This window comes from Afipia sp. 1NLS2 (assembly GCF_000178995.1).
Lineage (GTDB): Bacteria > Pseudomonadota > Alphaproteobacteria > Rhizobiales > Xanthobacteraceae > Afipia.
The window spans coordinates 232058-251380 of sequence record NZ_ADVZ01000004.1; the positions used below are offsets into that span (position 1 = coordinate 232058).

General features: G+C 62.3%; 15 protein-coding genes. 6 read left to right on the forward strand and 9 right to left on the reverse strand.

Going from position 1 to position 19323, the window contains the following annotated elements; genetic code table 11:
- Nucleotides 1–149: 149 nt before the first annotated feature.
- Nucleotides 150–1232, forward strand: coding sequence for a chorismate synthase (gene aroC, locus AFIDRAFT_RS15245; RefSeq protein ID WP_009340443.1), 1083 nt, complete (start codon nt 150–152; stop codon nt 1230–1232).
- Nucleotides 1233–1322: 90 nt separating this feature from the next.
- On the forward strand, nt 1323–1925 hold the full coding sequence (locus tag AFIDRAFT_RS15250) for a hypothetical protein (RefSeq protein ID WP_009340444.1): 603 nt from the start codon (nt 1323–1325) through the stop codon (nt 1923–1925).
- A 67-nt stretch (nt 1926–1992) separates the two neighbouring features.
- Here the strand turns inward: AFIDRAFT_RS15250 and AFIDRAFT_RS15255 are convergent, their stop codons facing one another.
- From AFIDRAFT_RS15255 to AFIDRAFT_RS15290, 8 genes are all read right to left on the reverse strand, one after another.
- Complete coding sequence (locus AFIDRAFT_RS15255; protein WP_009340445.1) at nt 1993–3675, reverse strand: methyl-accepting chemotaxis protein; 1683 nt, start codon at nt 3673–3675, stop codon at nt 1993–1995.
- A 227-nt stretch (nt 3676–3902) separates the two neighbouring features.
- Nucleotides 3903–5144, reverse strand: coding sequence for a class I SAM-dependent RNA methyltransferase (locus AFIDRAFT_RS15260; RefSeq protein ID WP_009340446.1), 1242 nt, complete (start codon nt 5142–5144; stop codon nt 3903–3905).
- The gene (locus AFIDRAFT_RS15265; RefSeq protein ID WP_009340447.1) at nt 5144–5875 is read right to left on the reverse strand and encodes a TlyA family RNA methyltransferase; all 732 of its coding nucleotides are present in this window, start codon (nt 5873–5875) and stop codon (nt 5144–5146) included. The genes AFIDRAFT_RS15260 and AFIDRAFT_RS15265 overlap by 1 nt, the downstream gene beginning before the upstream one ends.
- A 38-nt stretch (nt 5876–5913) precedes the next feature.
- Nucleotides 5914–7830: a 1-deoxy-D-xylulose-5-phosphate synthase gene (dxs, locus tag AFIDRAFT_RS15270; protein WP_009340448.1), complete on the reverse strand. Its 1917-nt coding sequence runs from the start codon at nt 7828–7830 to the stop codon at nt 5914–5916.
- Nucleotides 7831–8014: 184 nt separating this feature from the next.
- On the reverse strand, nt 8015–8266 hold the full coding sequence (locus AFIDRAFT_RS15275; protein ID WP_009340449.1) for an exodeoxyribonuclease VII small subunit: 252 nt from the start codon (nt 8264–8266) through the stop codon (nt 8015–8017).
- A gap of 73 nt (nt 8267–8339) precedes the next feature.
- On the reverse strand, nt 8340–9272 hold the full coding sequence (locus AFIDRAFT_RS15280) for a histone deacetylase family protein (protein WP_009340450.1): 933 nt from the start codon (nt 9270–9272) through the stop codon (nt 8340–8342).
- A 54-nt stretch (nt 9273–9326) separates the two neighbouring features.
- Nucleotides 9327–10073 carry an enoyl-CoA hydratase-related protein gene (locus AFIDRAFT_RS15285; protein ID WP_009340451.1) on the reverse strand — a complete coding sequence of 249 codons (747 nt, stop codon included), beginning with the start codon at nt 10071–10073 and terminating at the stop codon, nt 9327–9329.
- 153 nt (nt 10074–10226) lie between these two features.
- Nucleotides 10227–12011 carry an acyl-CoA dehydrogenase family protein gene (locus tag AFIDRAFT_RS15290; protein WP_009340452.1) on the reverse strand — a complete coding sequence of 595 codons (1785 nt, stop codon included), beginning with the start codon at nt 12009–12011 and terminating at the stop codon, nt 10227–10229.
- A 270-nt stretch (nt 12012–12281) separates the two neighbouring features.
- Here AFIDRAFT_RS15290 and AFIDRAFT_RS15295 point away from each other — a divergent pair, with 270 nt between their 5' ends.
- Nucleotides 12282–14582 (forward strand): TonB-dependent siderophore receptor, encoded by a 2301-nt coding sequence (locus AFIDRAFT_RS15295; protein WP_009340453.1) that lies wholly within the window; start codon nt 12282–12284, stop codon nt 14580–14582.
- 3 nt (nt 14583–14585) lie between these two features.
- Here AFIDRAFT_RS15295 and AFIDRAFT_RS15300 read toward each other — a convergent pair whose 3' ends face one another.
- Nucleotides 14586–15473 carry a LysR family transcriptional regulator gene (locus tag AFIDRAFT_RS15300; protein WP_009340454.1) on the reverse strand — a complete coding sequence of 296 codons (888 nt, stop codon included), beginning with the start codon at nt 15471–15473 and terminating at the stop codon, nt 14586–14588.
- A 153-nt stretch (nt 15474–15626) separates the two neighbouring features.
- On the opposite strand from AFIDRAFT_RS15300, the gene AFIDRAFT_RS15305 reads away from it, so the two are divergent.
- The 3 genes from AFIDRAFT_RS15305 to AFIDRAFT_RS15315 all read left to right on the forward strand — a co-directional run bounded on the left by AFIDRAFT_RS15305 (nt 15627) and on the right by AFIDRAFT_RS15315 (nt 19258).
- Nucleotides 15627–17126, forward strand: a complete 1500-nt coding sequence (locus tag AFIDRAFT_RS15305) for a CoA-acylating methylmalonate-semialdehyde dehydrogenase (RefSeq protein ID WP_009340455.1) — start codon at nt 15627–15629, stop codon at nt 17124–17126.
- Between the two features lie 445 nt (nt 17127–17571).
- The gene (locus tag AFIDRAFT_RS15310) at nt 17572–18369 is read left to right on the forward strand and encodes an ABC transporter ATP-binding protein (RefSeq protein WP_009340456.1); all 798 of its coding nucleotides are present in this window, start codon (nt 17572–17574) and stop codon (nt 18367–18369) included.
- Nucleotides 18362–19258: an ABC transporter permease gene (locus AFIDRAFT_RS15315; protein WP_009340457.1), complete on the forward strand. Its 897-nt coding sequence runs from the start codon at nt 18362–18364 to the stop codon at nt 19256–19258. The genes AFIDRAFT_RS15310 and AFIDRAFT_RS15315 overlap by 8 nt, the downstream gene beginning before the upstream one ends.
- Nucleotides 19259–19323 lie beyond the last annotated feature (65 nt).

Consider the following 19323-nt stretch of genomic DNA (forward strand, 5'->3'; position numbering starts at 1 on the left):
TGCCGGGCATCCACATCTCCCGCATGGTTAAGACGTGGATGGCCGGGTCAAGCGCGGCCATGACGGCTGTTGCGATCATCGCAACATCCGTCTACGAAATGTAGTGATTTTGACTACACTTCGTAGTTTGTGCGGCCCGGATTAGCTCCATGTCCTTCAATACCTTCGGTCACATGTTCCGCGTCACCACCTTTGGCGAAAGCCACGGGGTCGCGCTTGGCTGCGTGGTGGATGGCTGCCCGCCGCGGATTCCGCTGACCGTTGAGGAAATCCAGTTGGACCTCGACCGTCGCAAACCCGGCCAGTCGCGCTTCACCACCCAGCGGCAGGAAGCCGATCAGGTCAAGATTCTGTCCGGCGTGATGGAGACCGAGCGCGGGCAGGTGACGACCGGCGCGCCGATCGCGCTGATGATCGAGAACACCGACCAGCGCTCGAAGGACTATTCCGACATCAAGGACAAGTATCGTCCCGGCCACGCCGACTACACCTACGAGGCCAAATACGGCATCCGCGACTACCGCGGCGGCGGCCGCTCGTCGGCGCGCGAAACCGCTGCGCGCGTCGCGGCAGGCGCGGTCGCACGCAAGGTCGTTCCCGATGTGAAGATACGTGCGGCACTGGTGCAGATGGGGCCGCACAAGATCGATCGCGCCAACTGGAACTGGGACGAGGTCGCGCGCAATCCGTTCTTCTGTCCCGACCCGGTGAAGGCGCAATTCTTCGAGGAATATCTCGACGACATTCGCAAGAGCGGTTCGTCGATCGGCGCGGTGATCGAAGTTGTCGCGGAGAATGTTCCGGCTGGATGGGGCGCGCCGATCTACGGCAAGCTCGATGGCGACATCGCGGCGGCGATGATGAGCATCAATGCGGTGAAGGGCGTGGAAATCGGCGCAGGCTTCGGCGCGGCGGAACTGCGCGGTGAGGATAACGCCGACGAGATGCGCCACGGCAACAACGGCCCGGTGTTCCTGTCGAACCACGCCGGGGGCATTCTCGGCGGTATCTCGACCGGGCAGGCGGTGGTGGCGCGGTTTGCGGTGAAGCCGACCTCGTCGATCCTCACGCCGCGCCGGACGGTGGATCGCTCCGGTGCCGAGACGGATATCGTCACTAAGGGGCGGCATGACCCCTGCGTTGGCATTCGCGCCGTTCCGGTGGGCGAGGCGATGATGGCCTGCGTGCTCGCCGATCACTTTTTGCGGCACCGCGGCCAGAACGGTGCGTGACGCGCCGGTTCCTCGTTCACAACTTACTGAGCGGGGAAGGAAATAGAGCCTCGCACATTATCTCCACGGATACGGATGTGGAGGTGTGCGATGATCAGGAAAATCATGATGGGTGCGGCGCTGGCCGCCGCCGTGGCGGCGTTCGATCCCGGCGTCGCGCTGGCGCAGGGTCATGGGCACGGCGGTGGCGGTGGCGGTGGCCATATGGGCGGCGGCGGCGGTGCTCACTTTGGTGGAGGTGGCGGTGCTCACTTCGGTGGAGGGGGTGGCGCGCATTTCGGCGGCGGCTTTGCACGCGGCGGTGGTGGTGGATTCAACAGTTTTGCGGCGCACGGCGGCGTCCGCAACAGTTTCGCGTCCACCAATTCAGGCGTGATGCGGAATGCGACGGTGAATCGCTCGTTCAGCAACACCGCCCGCATGTCGCAGAACATGCAGTATCACCACTGGAATAACGGGAATTCCGGCTGGCATCACCACGGCCGGCGCCATGCTTTCTTCGCGCCGGGGCTGGCGTTCGGCTACGGCTACTATGGTGGCTATTACGACGATTACCCGTACGACAGCGCCTATTACGACGATGGCTATTACGGCGACGATTATGCCTACAACGACTATGACGGGTGCTATCGCATTCAGCGCTACCACACGCGCAGCGGCTGGCACAAACGCACCGTGAACGTCTGCCAGTGATGGCGTGAGAGCAAATAAAAACGGCGGCCAGGCGGCCGCCGTTTTTTGCTTGTGAAAGCTGCGCTGCTTAAGCGGCGCGGATCTGGGTGATAAAGCTCTGCACCTCGACCTGGAGCCGGGTGCTTTCCTGCGCCAGTGACTGCGCGGCGGAGAACACCTGCGAGGAGGCTGCGCCCGTTTCGCTGTTGCCGCGGCTGACGTCGTCGATGTTGACGGCAACCTGCGAGCAAAGCTCGGCGGCCTGGCGGACGTTGCGGGCGATTTCCTGCGTCGCGGCGCCCTGTTCCTCGACGGCGGCGGCGATGGCCGAGGAGATTTCCGAGATCTGGTCGATCGTCGCGCTGATCTCCTTGATGGTCACCACCGAGTCGTCGGTCGCGGCCTGCATCCCGGCGATCTGCGCGCCGATCTCGTCGGTCGCCTTCGCGGTCTGCGATGCCAGCGCCTTCACCTCGGACGCCACAACCGCGAAGCCGCGCCCGGCCTCACCGGCACGCGCCGCCTCGATGGTGGCGTTGAGCGCGAGCAGGTTGGTCTGCTCGGCAATCGCGGTGATCAGCTTGACGACGTCGCCGATGCGGGCGGCGGCGGCGGAGAGCTCGCTGATGCTGGAGTTGGTCTTTTCGGCCTGCTGAACCGCGCGCTGGGCGACGCGGCTCGATTCCATGACCTGGCGGCCGATCTCGCCGACGGAGGAGGTGATCTCCTCGGTGGCGGCAGCGGTCGACTGGATGCTTTCCGACACGGTGCGCGAGCCGTTGGCGGCGGAAGTCGACAGTTGCTGGGTGACGTCGGCGGCCTTGGTCAGCGTTCCCGCAGAGGATTCCATCTCGGTGGAGGCGGATGAGAACGACGTCACAAGCTCACCGATCATGCTCTCGAACTTGCGGGTGATGCCGTCCACGGTTTCGGCGCGCTGCATTTTGGCCGTCGCTTCCTCGGCGGCGGCAGCATCAGCCGCCTTCTTGGCGACCAGTGCCTCCTTGAAGACCTGCAACGTCGCGGCGATCTTGCCGATCTCGGTTTTCTTGCCCTGATGGGGAATTTCCGGGGACAGATCGCCCTGGGCCAGCAACTGCATCGGCTCGACGACCGAGGCGATGCCCTTCGTGACGTCGCGCACGATCAGGAAGGCAGCAGTTGCGCCGAGCAGGATCAGGATAACGAGCCCGCTGAGCATGACCAGGAATGCTCTTTCGTACTCGCTGGTGGCCGTATCGCCGGCGCGATCGGCGCCCTTGTCGTTGAAGACCACGATCTTGGCGAGAGCGGCATCCATCGCCCGGCCGACCTTCACGACCTTGGTGGCGTTCAGTTTGCGTGCCTGAGCAAAGTCGTATTTGCGAGCTGCGGAGATCACTTCATCGGCCCCTGCCCGGAAGGCTTTCCATTCGGTGCCCAAGTCTTGGTACATCGCCTGTTCTTCAGACGTGGTGGCCAGCTTGCCGTAGGCTTCGAAGGCCTTCACGAAATCACGCGATCGCGCATCGATATTCTTCTGGATGTCGAGCATCTCCGTTTCATCAGGCCCGGGGAGGTAATCGCGCAAAACGGCCCGGAAGCGTGCGGCCTGGGTCCGCATCTCACCGAGCAGGCGGATGCTGGGAAGCCAGTTGCCCCGGATTTCCTGGGTCGACTTGTTGATCGTCCGCATCTCGATGATGGAGTAGGTGCCCAGCGCGACGAGCGAGAGCAGCAGAACGGAGACGAGAGCGATGAGCTTGGCGCTGATCGAGAGCCTGGAGAGCATGGTCAAAGTCCTTAGGCTGGTGAGCCTTGAAAAACGCAAAGCCGCGTTGCCCGAAATGGGCTCGAACGGCGGGGAAATGGGTGGCGAGTTCCAGTCGGACCGAGCGTCCCGCGAGAGACGGGGTCCGCGTGTCAAAGGTATAAAGTTAGTGTGAAATGTTAGTAAATTTCTCTTCATGCCGTCACGGCAAGTGACGGTTTCATGTCGATTTTCAGCGGTTTGGAGATTTATCGACTGAAGCGCGCCACCAGTTCCACATGGGGGGTGTGGCGAAACTGATCCACCGGGGTCACCTCGCTTAATTTGAAGCCTCCGCCAAGCAGGATTTTGGCATCGCGGGCGAAGGTGGCGGGGTTGCAGGACACAGCGACGACGTGCGTCAGCCGGCTGGCCGCGAACTGGCGGCTTTGTGCCTCCGCGCCCTGGCGGGGCGGGTCGAACACGGCGGCGTCGAACTCCCGCAATTCCTGCGGCACGAGAGGGCGGCGGAACAGGTCGCGCGCCTCTGCGGTGAGTGGTTTCAGGCCCTGCGTGGCGCGGATGGCATCGTTCAGCGCGGCGACGGCTGCAGCATCGCTGTCGAAGGCGGAGACGCGGAATTTTTCCGCGAGCCGCAGCGCGAATGGGCCGAAGCCGCAGAACAGATCCGCGATCCGCTTGGCGCCCTTGCATCGTTCTGCGACCAGAGCAGCGAGCGTTTCCTCGCCCGCCTGCGTCGGCTGCATGAACGAGGCTGCGGGCAGCGTCACGGTCGCACGTCCGACGCGCACGGTCGGCGGAGCTTGAAGCAGCACCAGTTCGCCATGCCGCGTCAGCCGGGCGAGGCGGTGCTCCTTCGCCAGTCCTGAGAGCTTTGTGAGCATCGCGGTGTCGAGCGGGCCGGAGCCGCGCACGTCGACGTCGAGGCCATTGTCGGTGGCGCTGACCTGAATATCGAGCGGCTTGGCGACGGGCTTCAGCAGCTCGGCAATGGCATTGGCCGCCGCGATCGCGCCATCCATCGCCGGATCGAGAATAGGGCAATGGCCGACTGGCACGATCTCGTGCCGTCCGGCGGCGGCAAACCCGACGCGCAATTCGCCAGATCCCTGCCGCGCATGGAAGGTGGCGCGGCGGCGTCCGGTGCCGTGCGCATCGACGAGCGCGCCGACCTCGCAGGCGATGCCGGCCTGCTTCAGCGTATCCACGACAAGGAGGCGCTTCCAATTGCGATAGGCATCCACCTGCCAGTGCTGGATCGCGCAGCCACCGCAGACGCCGAAATACTCGCAGAAGGGCGCGATCCGCTCGGGGCTCGGCATGATGATCTGGACGAGATCGCGCCGGTCCGCAGGTCTGCCGGGCGAGGCTGCCGTATCGACGGCTTCGCCGCCGAGCGTGTAGGGGACATAGATGTTCCGGCCGCCATCGAAGGCGACGCCGTCGCCCTGCTGGCCGACATGATCGATGGTGAGGCGCTCCACCTGCATCAGCCGCGCTTTGCGCCGAGGAAGAATTCGCGGTTGCCGTCCCCGCCCTCAATGGCTGAGGGGAACACCTCGATATCGGTGCAGCCCTGCGCGGTGGCGAAGGCCGCGATATCATCGCAGATGGCGCGATGAACGGCCTCGTCGCGGACGATGCCCTTCTTCACCTGCGCACGCCCGGCCTCGAATTGCGGCTTGATCAGCGCGAGCATCTGCATCGGCGCGGCGGTGAAGGAGAACACCGCGGGCAATATGAGTTTCAGCGAGATGAAGCTCACATCGATCACCGCGACATCCGGGCGCTTTTCGAGACGGCGGCCTTCGAGCGAGCGGATATCGGTGTTTTCCATCGAGATGACGCGGGGATTGCCGCGCAGGCTCGGATGCAGTTGCGCGGTGCCGACATCGATGGCGAAGACGAGGCTCGCGCCGTTGGCGAGTAGAACTTCGGTGAAGCCGCCGGTGGACGCGCCGACATCGACACAGACATGGTCCTCGATATCGAGCGGATAGCGCTCCAGCGCCGCCGCGAGCTTGACGCCACCGCGCGACACCCACGGATGCGCGGGCTCGGCTCTGATGTCCGCGTCAGTTGCAATCGTTTCCGAGGCTTTGGCGACGACCTTGCCGTTGGCGGTCACCGATCCGGCTTCGATAGCGGCCTGCGCGCGGGCGCGGCTCTCGAACAGGCCGCGTTCGACCAGAAGCACATCAGCGCGTTTGCGTTCGGTCATGGCCGCGCCTTTCACGTCTCAGGATGACGTGAGCCAGCTTACGCCAGCTTGCTGGACGGCGCACCCTTGCCGAGCGCCTCGAACACCTTCGCCACGATGGCTTTCGCATCCAACCCGGCCTGTTCGTACATCTTTGCGGGACTGTCCTGATCGATGAAGATGTCGGGCAGTACCATCGAGCGAACCCGCACACCCTTGTCGAGCGCGCCATGATCGGCGAGCGCCTGAATGACATGGGTGCCGAAGCCACCGATCGCGCCTTCCTCGACCGTGATCAGCACGTCATGCGAGCGCGCGAGTTTCAGCGTGAGGTCGATGTCGAGCGGCTTGAGGAAGCGCGCGTCAGCAACTGTCGTGGATAGGCCGTACGATTCCAGTTCGTCGGCGGCCTTGAGGCATTCGCCGAGCCGGGTGCCAAACGAGAACAGCGCGACCTTCGCGCCTTCACGCAGCACGCGGCCCTTGCCGATTTCGAGCGGCACGCCGACATCCGGCAGTTCAAGCCCAAGCCCTTCGCCGCGCGGATAACGCAGCGCGCTCGGCGCGTTGTCGATTGCAACCTGCGTTGCGACCATGTGCACGAGGTCGGCCTCGTCGCCTGCCGCCATGATGATGAGGTTCGGCAGGCAGCCGAGATAGGTGTTGTCGAACGCGCCCGCATGGGTCGGGCCGTCGGCGCCGACAAGGCCCGCGCGGTCGATGGCGAAGCGCACCGGAAGATTCTGGATCGCGACGTCGTGCACGACCTGATCGTATCCGCGTTGCAGGAAGGTGGAATACAGAGCGCAGAACGGCTTGTAGCCCTCGGTGGCGAGGCCCGCCGCGAACGTCACCGCATGCTGTTCGGCGATGCCGACATCGAAGGTGCGCTCGGGAAACGACTTGGCGAAAATATCGACGCCGGTGCCGCCCGGCATCGCACCGGTGATGGCGACGATCTTGTCGTCCTTCTGCGCTTCCTTGGTGAGGCTGTTGCCGAACACCGAAGTGTAGGAGGGCGCGTTCGACTTTGTCTTGAACTGCTTGCCGGTGGCGACATCGAACTTCACCACGCCATGATAGCGATCGTCGGATTCCTCCGCCGGCGCATAGCCCTTGCCCTTTTTGGTGACGACATGGATGAGCACCGGGCCGGTGCCATTGTCGCGCACATTGGTGAGCACTGGCAGCAGGTGGTCGAGGTTGTGGCCGTCGATCGGGCCGACATAGAACATGCCGAGTTCTTCGAACAGCATGCCGCCCGCCACCATGCCGCGCGCATATTCCTCCGCGCGCAAGGTGCGGTCCTCGAAGAATTTCGGCATCCGGTGAGCGATATTCTTCAAAATCTCTCGCGCGGTGCCGTAGGTCTGGCTGGAGATCAGCCGCGCCAGGTAGGCGGACATCGCACCTACCGGCGGCGCGATCGACATGTCGTTATCGTTGAGGATGACGATCAGGCGTGAGTTCAGCGCGCCCGCGTTGTTCATCGCCTCATAGGCCATGCCCGCCGACATCGAGCCGTCGCCGATCACCGCGATGACGTTGTTGTTGCCCTGTTGCAGGTCGCGCGCAACCGCCATGCCGAGACCGGCGGAGATCGAGGTCGAGGAATGCGCGGTGCCGAAAGCATCGTATTCACTCTCGGCGCGCTTCGGAAAGCCGGACAGGCCGCCGCCCTGCCGCAGCGTGCGGATACGGTCGCGGCGTCCGGTGAGAATCTTGTGCGGGTAGGCCTGATGGCCAACGTCCCAGATGATGCGGTCGTCGGGCGTGTTGAACACATAGTGCAATGCGACCGTCAGTTCGACCACGCCGAGGCCCGCGCCGAGATGGCCGCCGGTGACGGAGACGGCATCGACCATTTCGCGGCGCAGTTCGTCCGCGACCTGCGGCAACTGCTCGGGCGAAAGCGCACGCAGCTTGTCGGGGGTCGGAATGGTATCGAGCAACGGGGTCGTGCTGGTCTGAGACACGGTCAAGCCTTGCAGAAATAAAGGAAAAACGGCTGTCTGGCCTGTGGCCGCGCCGTATGTGCCGAGGCTTTATACCAATTCCAAAGTCATGCCAATGTGCCGGACCGCCGGAAAATGGCGTTGCAAAACCGGCCAATCCGGTGGCAGCCGAAAGCCGGGCAGGGGCTGCGCCTGGCCGAAAACCTCAGCGGACGTCGAGCGGCTCCACGCCCGCGGGCGCGCCAGTGGCGTCGGTGGTGATCTTGTCCACCCGTGCCTCCGCGAGCCGCAGCAGTTCCTCGCAACGCCGCTTCAGCGTCTCGCCGCGCTCATAGATCGCGACCGATTCTTCCAGCGGCACCTTGCCGTCTTCCAGACGCTTGACGATGGATTCAAGTTCCTCGATCGCGCGCTCGAATGTCATCGTCTTGATGTCGGCGTGGCTGTTACTGGCCATAGAGTGTTCCCCGGTCGATTCTGTGGCGCTTCTCAAAGCGTAGGTCTGATTTGCGGACGCAATGTGGCGCGGTTCAGTGCCCCATCAGGGCGCTGACATGCTCAACGATCGAATCGTGCAGGCCCTGCAGGTCGTAGCCGCCTTCGAGCACCGAGACGATACGTCCGCCCGCGCTCTTGTCGGCGACGTCCATCAGCTTCTTCGTCACCCATCCGAAATCCTTCTCGTCGAGCTGGATGTTGGCGAGCGGATCGCGCCAGTGCGCGTCGAAGCCCGCCGAGATGATGACGAGTTCGGGTGAGAATTTCTCAAGCTGCGGCAGGATCACGCCCTCGAACGCCTCGCGGAATTTCGGGCCGCCTTCGCCCGGACGCATCGGCGCGTTGACGATGGTGTCGTGCTCGCCGCGCTCCTGCGTGGCGCCGGTGCCGGGAAACAGCGGCATCTGGTGCGTCGAGCAATACATCACGGTCGGATCGGCCCAGAAAATGTCCTGCGAGCCGTTGCCGTGGTGCACGTCGAAATCGACCACCGCGACGCGGCCGATGCCGTGCTTTTTCTGCGCGTAGCGCGCGGCAATCGCGGCCTGATCGAAAATGCAGAAGCCCATCGCGCGGTTGCGCTCGGCATGATGGCCGCAGGGGCGGGTGCCGACGAAGACGTTCTGCGCTTTGCCGCTGACCACAGCATCGACACCTGCATTGGCGCCGCCGACGCCGCGCATCGCGGCTTCCCAGGTGCCGGGCGACATCATCGTATCCCCGTCGATATAGACGATGCCCTGCTTCGGTGCCATCTCGCGGATCTCATCGACGTAACTTTCGTCGTGGCACAGCTTGACGGTTTCGATGTCGCCCATCGGCGCTTCCTCGCGCACCAGCGGCTTGAAGATGTCCTGGCTCAGCGCCTTCTCCATCGCGCGGATGCGGTCGGGACGCTCCGGATGGCCTTCGCTCACCTTGTGATTGAGGGAGGAAGCGGTATGCGTCAGCAGAAGAGTAGACATGGACAATCCTTGCAGATGGAACGGGTACAGACCTAACGAGTGCGAACCTAAGGGTTATTTACGCGCAAAAAATGCTGCGAATGCGGCAACCGCCTCGGGCGAGGAGAGCCGCTCGCCGAACAGATGACTCTCTTGGTCGATCCGGCGCAAGAGTTCTTCCGGTGGCGGCCGCAATAATTTTCGCGAGGTCGCGAGGGCCTCGGCAGGCAGCGCGCAGATTTCGCGCGCAACCTTGAGCGCCTCGACCTCGGCGTGACCGGGCGCAACCACGTCGTTGACGAAACCTGCCTGTTCGGCCTCCTCGGCGCTGACGGGGCGCCCCATCAGCAGCATCGAGAACGCGCGCTGATGTCCCATCGTCATCGGCGCGAGCAGACTCGATGCGCCTTCGGGCACGAGGCCGAGATGAATGAAGGGAGTCGAGAATGAAGCGGAGGTGCTTGCGACCACGTAATCGCAATGGAACATCATCGTGGTGCCGATGCCGATCGCGATGCCGTCGACGGCGGCGATCAGGGGCTTGGCGTTCTGCACCAACGAGTACATGAACTTGACGGCGCTGATCGGCCGCGGCTCGCCGCCGGCGGCCCTCTGGAAATCCTCGAGATCGTTGCCGGCGGTGAACACGCCAAGGCCGCCGGTGATCATCAGACAGCGGATCGCGGGATTATTCTGGGCGGTGTCGATGGCATTGCGCATCGCATCGTACATGCCTTGCGTGAGCGCGTTCTTTTTTTCCGGCCGTCGCAGCTTGATGATGCGGGTTGATTCTTCATCCGTGACGATGACGTGATCGGGCATGCAGATCCTTGGCCTTGCGGGCGGGTCAATCGGACTCACCTTACATGATCCGCAGGGCTGCCCATATGGGCAAGCGCCGGTTTTGCCGAATGATCTGGGGAGACCGATGCCCTGACCGGGGCAATAAATGGCTGCGAAAATTGCAGAATCCGCCTAATCCACGAGCGTCATGTCGGCGTCATCGATCGCGCCGCCGCCCCGGATGATGGATTGCTCCAACGCTGGAGCTTGCACCACCATGTTTTCGGCAAGGAAACGGACCAGCGGCATGCGGCGCTGGGCATGGTCGCGCAGCGCATCATCCGTGCGCCCGTCGAGAGCCTGCCGCGCCAACATGCAGCCGCCGGTCGCGAGCGAGAGCAGGCGAAGATAAGGTGTCGCCCCCGCCAGCGCCTCGTCCGATGAGTTCATAATTTTCTCCAGCAGCCACTCGCTGGCGCGCGCGGCTGATCCGATTGCCTCGCGCAGAATCGCGCCGGTTGCGCCGAACGCAGGATCGTTTGATGCCTCGACACGCGTGACGATCTGTTCGAGTTCGTCGAGCAGGTCGCGCACCGCCGCGCCCTTGTCGGCGCCGAGCTTGCGCATCACGAGGTCGTTGGCCTGAATGCCGTTAGTGCCTTCGTAGATGGTGAGAATGCGCGCATCGCGCACGTATTGCGCGGCGCCCGTTTCCTCGATGAAGCCCGCGCCGCCATGCACCTGCACGCCCAATGCCGCGACCTCGTTGGCGATGTCGGTGGAGAAGGCTTTCGCCAGCGGCGTCAGCAGCCCCGCGCGGGCATCGGCTTTTTCGCGCGCGGTCTCGTCCTTGGCTTCATGCGAAATATCGATCGCGACCGCGGTGGCGTAACAGATCGTACGTGCGGCGGCGGTGAGGGCGCGCATGGTCAGGAGATTGCGCTTCACGTCGGGATGCACGGCGATGGGATCGGGTTCGCCGCCTTTGTGGCCGAGCGCGCGGCCTTGCTTTCGCTCATGGGCATAAGCGAGCGCCTGTTGCGTCGCGCGCTCCGCGATGCCGACGCCCTCCAGCCCGACGCCAAGACGGGCCTGGTTCATCATCGTGAACATGCAGGCCATGCCGTTGTTTTCTTCGCCGAGCAGATAACCGACCGCGCCGCCCTTGTCGCCCATCGTCATGGTGCAGGTCGGAGAGCCGTGGATGCCGAGCTTGTGTTCGAGCCCGCTGGCATAGATGTCGTTGCGCGCGCCGAGCGATCCGTCGGCGTTGACAAGAAATTTCGGCACCACGAAAAGCGAAATGCCCTTGGTCCCCTCCGGCGCGCCGGGCAGGCGGGCTAGCACGAGATGCACGATGTTCCCAGTCATGTCGTGGTCGCCGTAGGTGATGAAGATTTTCGTGCCGGACAGGCGATAGCTGCCGTCCGGCTGTTTCTCGGCGCGGGTGCGGAGCGCGCCGACATCCGAACCCGCCTGCGGCTCGGTGAGCTGCATGGTGCCGGTCCACTCGCCGGATATGAGTTTGGCGAGATAGGTCTGTTTGAGATCGTCCGCGCCATGGACGCTGATGGCCTCGATCGCGCCAGCCGTGAGCAGAGGACACAGCCCGAACGCCATGTTCGCCGCACTCCAGATTTCGCTGCAGGCGGCGTGCAGCACGATCGGCAGGCCTTGTCCGCCAAATTCCTCCGCGCCGGTGAGGGAATTCCAGCCCGCTTCGGCCCAGCCTTTATATGCGTCACGCCATCCAGGCGACGTGGTGACCTTATTGTCTTTCAGCGTCGCGCCGTGTTCGTCGCCGACACGGTTGAGCGGCGCGAGCACTTCGCTTGCGAACTTGCCGGCTTCCTCGATCACGGCGCTGGCGGTGTCGGCATCGTAATCGCGGTAATGCCCGGCGCGGATCGCTTCATTCAGCGCGGCACCGTAGTTGAGTGCGAGCAGGATATCCTCGACGGGCGCGCGATAGGTCATGGCCAGATCTTTCGTAAGCAGGAGCGTCTCTCAACAAACGCAAAACGTTTTGAAAAATCTAGTTTCGGAAATTCATCACCACTCGTTGGCAAGCAGCGTAGCCGATTCTTCGGCGTGCCCGATCACTCTTTTGAACCGTTCTGATCTTGACGGATTCTAACGCGAAAGCCGCGCTTTTCGAGGGTTTCTAAGGCAGTTTTACGATGCGGGAGATTAAGGAACGCACCGGGTGCCGACGAGACATATCGGCAAAATTCGGGGGCGTTTTTCGTGACTGTTTCGGTATTGAAGATATCGCGCGCAACACTTCTGGGCGCGGCAAGCGTACTGACGTTTTCGTTCGGTTTTGAATCGCAGACATGGGCGCAAAGCGCGCCTTCCAGTTCGCCCACCATGCTCAGTCCGGTGGTGGTGCAGGGCGCCGCGCCGAAACGCGCCAAGAAACGCGATGCACAAAATAATCGAGGCGCACGCTCCTCGGGACGAGCGCGCAACACCGGACGCGATGTTGTGACGCCTGCCAATGCTGGAACAGATGCCCGCCCGACCGAATCCGCATTCGGGCATGTCGATGGCATCGTCGCCAACCGCAGCGCCACCGGCACCAAGACGGATGCTGCGTTGATCGACACACCGGCGGCGATCTCGGTGGTGACACAGGACCAGATTCAGGCGCAGGGCGCGCAGAGCATCGCGCAGGCGGTGCGCTACGTGTCCGGCGCCCGCGTCGACCCGGCAGGTGCGGATGTCCGTTTCGATCAGGTCTATATCCGCGGTTTTCTCGCCGACAAATATCTCGATTCGCTGAAGCTCTTCAGCGGCGGTTTTGCCTACAACCTCATCGATCCGTTCAACCTCGAGAGGGTGGAATTGCTGCATGGACCAGCCTCCATTCTGTATGGGCAGGCCTCGCCGGGCGGCCTTGTCGATCTGGTCAGCAAGCGGCCGACGCTCGAGCCGTATCATGAGATGTTCGTGTCGACCGGCAGCTATGGTCGCATTCAGGGCGGCGTCGACCTCAGCGGACCGATCGACAAGAACAAGGAATGGCTCTACCGCATCACCGCCTCGGGCTTCGATGTCGGCAGCCAGGTCGATCATACCGGCTATCAGCGGGTCTCGATCGCACCGTCGCTGACGTGGCGGCCCACCAACGACACGACGATCACTTTCCAGGGCACCTATCAGAAAGATCCGAAGGCCGGGTTCTATAATCAGTTGCTGCCGGGCGGTGTCGGCACCGTCTTCAGCACGCCGCTTGGCCGCATCCCGACCAGCTTCTATTCGGGCGAGCCGAATTTCGACAAGACCAGCCGTGAATATGGCTCGGTGGGTTATCTCGCCGAGCATCGCTTCGATAATGTCTGGACCGTGCGGCAGAACCTGCGTTACAGCGACAACGATACCTATACGCAGCTGGTTTACCCGAGCGGTGTCGGCACTCCCGATGCTATCCAGCGCAGTGCGTTCTGGACCGCCGAGAAGCTGCGCAGCTTCCAGATTGATAATCAGGCCGAAGCCAAGTTTTCCACCGGGCTGTTCCAGCACACCATGCTGTTCGGCGTCGATTATGCGACAGGGACGGACCAGACCCGGGGCGGATCGAGCGCTAACGGTGTCAATGTCGGATCGATCAATGCCTTCAATCCCATTTATGGTGTCGCCAATATCCCGGTGATGCCGGTGACCAGTGGCGCCAAGCAGGATTTCGATCAGGTCGGACTCTATGTGCAGGATCAGATCAAGTTCGACCGCTGGGTTGCGCTGCTGGGCGTGCGTCACGACTGGGCGGACTCGCGTACGCAAACTCTGGCTGGTGTCGTAACGCCAAGCTCGGACCAGGCGACGTCGAAGCGTGCCGCGCTGCTCTACAAATTCGACAACGGCGTTTCGCCCTATATCCAGTACACGGAATCATTCCAGCCGATCGTCGGGACTGCGCAGAGGACGGCAAGTCCGTTCAAGCCGACCACGGGCCAGCAGGAAGAGGTCGGCATCAAGTATCAGCCGAATTCCAGGACGCTGCTGACTGCGGCAATCTACAACCTGACGCAGCAAAATATCAAAATGCAGGATCCGAACGATCCGCAAAATCAGATACAGACCGGGGAAATTCGTTCGCGCGGCGTCGAACTTGAAGCCAAGAGCGAGATCAGCCGCAACCTCTCGGTGCTGGCGTCCTACACTTACATGGATATTCTCAACACGCGGGCGGCTGCTCCGGCGCAGGGCCACCGGCCGATCGGCATGCCTGCGAATTCGGCGGCTGCGTGGGCGGACTACACCTTCCACGGCGGCCAGCTCGACGGCTTTGGCCTGTCGGGTGGCGTTCGCTATCTCGGCGAGACGTATGGCGGCAATGCCAATACTTATAAAGTGCCCGGCGTGACCCTGTTCGACGCGGGCCTCCACTACGACCTCGCCGCGCTGGGACCGCAGTTCAAGGGCTACAAGGTGCAGGTGAATGCGACCAACCTGTTCGACAAGACCTATGTCTCGGTCTGTCAGAACTTCGGCTGCTACTACGGTCTGCGCCGCGAGGTGATCGCAACGCTGCGCTACAAGTGGTGAGCTTCACTCGATCATGAAATGGCGGCGCTCGGCGCGAACGCGTGCGGCGATGTAACGATGAACCTCACGCACGCGCCGCGTGGCGTGCGTGTCGGGGTGCGACACCAGCCAGTAGGTCCGCACGAAGCGGATTTCCGGCAGCAGCCGCCGCAGTTCGGGATAACGCCGGGTCGCGTAGTCATGCAAGATGCCGATGCCGTGCCCCGCGCGCACCGCTTCGACCTGGCCGACGACGCTGCCGCATTCGTAACGGCGCGACATCACGGTGTCGAAGTAGGACGAATAGTCGAGCGCGCGGCTGTAAACGAAATCGCTCACCTGCGTGATGAACAGATGGCCCGCGAGATCGGCCTCGCTTTGGATCGGCGGATAGCGGTCGAGATATTGCTTCGACGCATAGAGGCTAAGCGAATAATCGGTCAGCTTGGTGGTGATGAGCCTTCCTTCCTTCGGCCGCTCCACCATGATCGCGATGTCGGCTTCCCGTTTCGAAAGTGAAAAGGTGCGCGGCAGCGGCACGAGTTGCACGATCAGTTCGGGATGCATGGCAGCGAGCGCGCCCAGTTGTTCGGCGAGAAGGTAGTTTCCGATCCCGTCCGGCGCGCCCACGCGTACGGTCCCTGTCACCCGGTCTGATGTCGAGGCAAGCTGCGATCCGACCCGTAGGAATTCGGATTCGACCTTCTCGGCGGTCGCCATCAGAGCCTCGCCCGATCGCGTCAGCGTGCAACCGGTGGTGTCGCGTTTGACGAGGCGGGTCTTCATCTCGCGTTCGAGTGCGCTGAGTTGTCGCGCCACGGTGGCGTGATTGAGGCCGAGCTTTTTCGCGGCCCCGAGAATCTGGCCGGACCTGGCCACCTCAAGGAAAATCCGAACGCGATCCCAATCCATGCCAGTGTCCGTGCCTGAAGCTGATGCGGGTTTTCGAGCACCGCCATATCAGGTACTTTAATTTTTGCACAACGGTGGGACAATAGTGTTGGTTGGTCCAGGGGGCCGCGAGGCGCAAAATCAGCCTCGAATAACAGCCCCGGGAGAACAATCATGGCTTCGGACATCTCACATTATATCAACGGCCAGCGGGTGGCCGGGAAAAGCGGCCGCGTCGCGCCGATCTTCAATCCCGCGATCGGCCAACAGGTAACGAACGTGGCGCTCGCCAGCGCCTCGGAAGTCGATCAGGCGGTCGCGGCCGCGCGCCGCGCATTTCCGGCCTGGGCTGCCGTAACGCCGCTGCGCCGCTCCCGCATTATCGCCAAGTTTCAGCGCATCGTCGAAGAGCGCAGCGAGGAAATGGCCAAGGCGGTCTCGCAGGAACATGGCAAGCTGCTGACCGACGCGCGCGGCGAAGTGCAGCGCGGCCTCGAAGTGGTGGAGTTCGCCACCGGCGCGCCGCATCTGTTGAAGGGCGATTACAGCGAGGACGTCGGCACCCGTGTCGACAGCTACGCCATTCGCCAGCCGCTCGGCGTCGTCGCAGGCATCACCCCGTTCAATTTCCCGGTCATGGTGCCGATGTGGATGTTTCCGGTGGCGCTGGTCTGCGGCAACACCTTCGTGCTGAAGCCGTCGGAGCGCGATCCGTCCGCTTCGCTTCTGATGGCCGACTGGCTCAAGGAAGCCGGCGTGCCGGATGGCGTCTTCAATGTCGTGCAGGGCGACAAGGAGGCGGTGGACGCCTTGCTGAAACACCCGGATGTGTCCGCCATCAGTTTCGTCGGTTCGACGCCAATTGCGCGTTACATCTATCAGACCGCGACACATGAAGGAAAACGCTGCCAGGCCCTCGGCGGCGCGAAGAACCACATGGTCATCATGCCCGACGCGGATATGGATCAGGCGGTCGACGCGCTGATGGGCGCGGCCTATGGCGCAGCCGGCGAGCGGTGCATGGCGATTTCGGTTGCGGTGCCGGTCGGCAAGAAGACGGCCGATACGCTGATCGAGAAACTGACGCCGCGGGTGAGGGGGTTGAAGATCGGACCCGGCCCGGATCTCGAGGCCGAGATGGGGCCGCTCGTCACCAAGGCGCACCGCGACCGCGTCCACGGTTATATCGACACCGGCGTGTCGGAAGGCGCGAAGCTCGTGGTCGACGGACGCGACTTCAAGATGCAGGGCTACGAGAACGGCTACTTCCTCGGCGGCTCGCTGTTCGACAACGTCACCACCGACATGAAGATCTACAAGGACGAGATTTTCGGGCCGGTGCTGTCCGTGGTGCGCGCGCCGGACTACGACACTGCGGCGAAGATGATCAACGAGAACGAATACGGCAACGGTACCGCGATCTTTACCCGCGATGGCGATTCAGCACGCGAGTTCGCGCATCGCATTCAGGTCGGCATGGTCGGCATCAATGTACCGATCCCAATTCCGATGGCTTATCATTCGTTCGGTGGCTGGAAGGCATCGTTCTTCGGCGATCACGATATGCATGGGCCGGAAGGTGTCCGTTTCTACACCAAGCTCAAGACCATCACGAGCCGGTGGCCGGTCGGCGTTGCATCCGGTGCGGAGTTCTCCATTCCAAATATGTCGTAGCCATCGGACATCTCGTTCGTTCCGGTTTTTGACATTACGAAAATTCCAGAAATCAAAAACAGCCGGTTTTACCGGCTGTTTTTTTATGTCGGTGCGCAAAGTCTGGCATGCCAGATGCGGCATGTTCTGCATGACGGGACAGGAACTGAAGAAATTGAAGGCTTAAGTCTTATATCAGACATATGACATCTTTACAGAACGGCCGGACGATGGCACGCTAGTCAGAACAAGAGGGCGGATAGCCCCGGTTGAGCGGGAGAGGCGCAACGGCATGAGACGGCACGTAGCCTGCAAAATGGTCCGACGAAATCGCGAAGCCTTACGGCTTGGCGACGCCGGGCCATTTGTTTTCAGGGGCAGCCTCTCATGGAGAGAAACATTGCCTCCTGCACTCCATCATTGGAGAGACCATCTCTTTCAATTTCGACAGGGCAAGGGCACGTAGATGCTCGCGCGCGTTGGCCGGGAGGAACGATTGAACACTGCACCGCTTTTGGAGGTGAAAGGCGTCACGCTCCAGTACAAGACGCCTAATCATCTCGTAACCGCGACTTATCGCATCGACTTTGACGTCTTTCAGGGCGACCGTTTCATTTTGCTTGGGCCCTCCGGCTGCGGCAAATCGACCCTTTTGAAGGCTGTCGGCGGCTACATGCCTCCGACCGAAGGCGAGATGAAGCTGAAGGGCAAGCTGATCCGTCATCCCGGTCCAGACCGGATGATGGTGTTTCAGGAGTTCGACCAGCTGCTCCCTTGGAAGACGGTGAAGGAAAACGTCGTGTTTCCTTTGCTGTGCACCAACAAGCTCGGTGCGCGCGAAGCCGAAGACAAGGCGATGCACTACATTCGCAAGGTCAATCTGGAAAAGTTCGCTGAAAGCTATCCGCACATGCTCTCGGGCGGCATGAAGCAGCGTGTCGCAATCGCGCGCGGCATGGCGATGGAGCCGGACATCCTGTTGATGGACGAGCCGTTCGCCGCACTCGACGCGCTGACGCGCCGCAAGATGCAGGACGAACTGCTGATGCTGTGGGACGAGACGCGCTTCACGGTGCTGTTCGTTACGCATTCGATTCCCGAAGCGATCAAGATCGGCAACCGCATCCTGTTGCTGTCGCCGCATCCGGGTCAGGTGAAGGCCGAGCTGAACGGCGGCGTGCACGGCGAGGAAGCCGCCGAACTGGAGCATCGCATCCAGACTATGCTGTTTGCTGACACCATCGAGGAGGCGGAAAATGTCTGACGTGACCTTGTCCGCGCAGAAGATCGTGGCGCCTCACCGCGCCGAATTCGTGCGGGATGCATCTGAAACATCGCAGGTACCGCTGGTGGTGGAGAAGCCGTTGCCGTTGATCGGCCGGCTCTACAACCAGACCTGGCTGCGCAAGATCATTATCCTCGCGTTTCTTGCACTGGCGTGGGAGATCTATGGCCGCTACCTGAACAACAATCTGTTGTTCCCGACCTTCAGCGAAACCATGAGCGCGTTCTTCACCAACATCGGGAACGGCGTTCTGCCGGCGCGTGCATGGTCGTCCATCAAGGTGCTGTTGATGGGTTACGCGGCCGGTGTCACGCTGGCGGCTGTTCTGACGGCGCTGGCGATCACCACTCGGATCGGCACGGATTTCCTCGAAACCCTGACGTCGATGTTCAACCCGCTGCCCGCCATCGCGCTGTTGCCGTTGGCGCTGATCTGGTTCGGCCTTGGCAACGGCTCGCTGGTGTTCGTGCTGGTGCACTCGGTGACGTGGGCGATCGCGCTGAACACGCACTCCGGCTTCCTGTCGGTGAGCCGTACGCTCAAGATGGTCGGGCGTAATTATGGTCTCGGCGGATTCCGTTACATCAGCAAGATCCTGATCCCGGCGGCGTTCCCGAGCATCCTCACCGGCCTGAAGATCGGCTGGGCGTTCGCCTGGCGCACTTTGATCGCGGCTGAACTCGTGTTCGGTGTGTCGTCCGGCTCGGGCGGTTTGGGCTGGTTTATTTTCGAAAACAAGAACAGTCTCGATATCCCGACGGTGTTCGCCGGTCTGTTGACCGTCATCATCATCGGTCTTGTGGTTGAGAACGTGATCTTCCGGGCGATCGAGGCCAACACCATCGATCGTTGGGGCATGCAGTCTTAAATCTAAAAAGGGCATTTGCCGGAACAACAATAATAAATATCCGGCTTTTTGTGAGGAGAAGGACA

Bases quoted from the DNA above. Each gene is read 5' to 3' on its own strand.
- aroC (WP_009340443.1), top strand. From the start codon at position 150: ATGTCCTTCAATACCTTCGGTCACATGTTCCGCGTCACCACCTTTGGC.
- AFIDRAFT_RS15250 (WP_009340444.1), top strand. From the start codon at position 1,323: ATGATCAGGAAAATCATGATGGGTGCGGCGCTGGCCGCCGCCGTGGCG.
- AFIDRAFT_RS15255 (WP_009340445.1), bottom strand. From the start codon at position 3,675: ATGCTCTCCAGGCTCTCGATCAGCGCCAAGCTCATCGCTCTCGTCTCC.
- AFIDRAFT_RS15260 (WP_009340446.1), bottom strand. From the start codon at position 5,144: ATGCAGGTGGAGCGCCTCACCATCGATCATGTCGGCCAGCAGGGCGAC.
- AFIDRAFT_RS15265 (WP_009340447.1), bottom strand. From the start codon at position 5,875: ATGACCGAACGCAAACGCGCTGATGTGCTTCTGGTCGAACGCGGCCTG.
- AFIDRAFT_RS15275 (WP_009340449.1), bottom strand. From the start codon at position 8,266: ATGGCCAGTAACAGCCACGCCGACATCAAGACGATGACATTCGAGCGC.
- AFIDRAFT_RS15280 (WP_009340450.1), bottom strand. From the start codon at position 9,272: ATGTCTACTCTTCTGCTGACGCATACCGCTTCCTCCCTCAATCACAAG.
- AFIDRAFT_RS15285 (WP_009340451.1), bottom strand. From the start codon at position 10,073: ATGCCCGATCACGTCATCGTCACGGATGAAGAATCAACCCGCATCATC.
- AFIDRAFT_RS15290 (WP_009340452.1), bottom strand. From the start codon at position 12,011: ATGACCTATCGCGCGCCCGTCGAGGATATCCTGCTCGCACTCAACTAC.
- AFIDRAFT_RS15300 (WP_009340454.1), bottom strand. From the start codon at position 15,473: ATGGATTGGGATCGCGTTCGGATTTTCCTTGAGGTGGCCAGGTCCGGC.
- AFIDRAFT_RS15305 (WP_009340455.1), top strand. From the start codon at position 15,627: ATGGCTTCGGACATCTCACATTATATCAACGGCCAGCGGGTGGCCGGG.
- AFIDRAFT_RS15310 (WP_009340456.1), top strand. From the start codon at position 17,572: ATGCTCGCGCGCGTTGGCCGGGAGGAACGATTGAACACTGCACCGCTT.
- AFIDRAFT_RS15315 (WP_009340457.1), top strand. From the start codon at position 18,362: ATGTCTGACGTGACCTTGTCCGCGCAGAAGATCGTGGCGCCTCACCGC.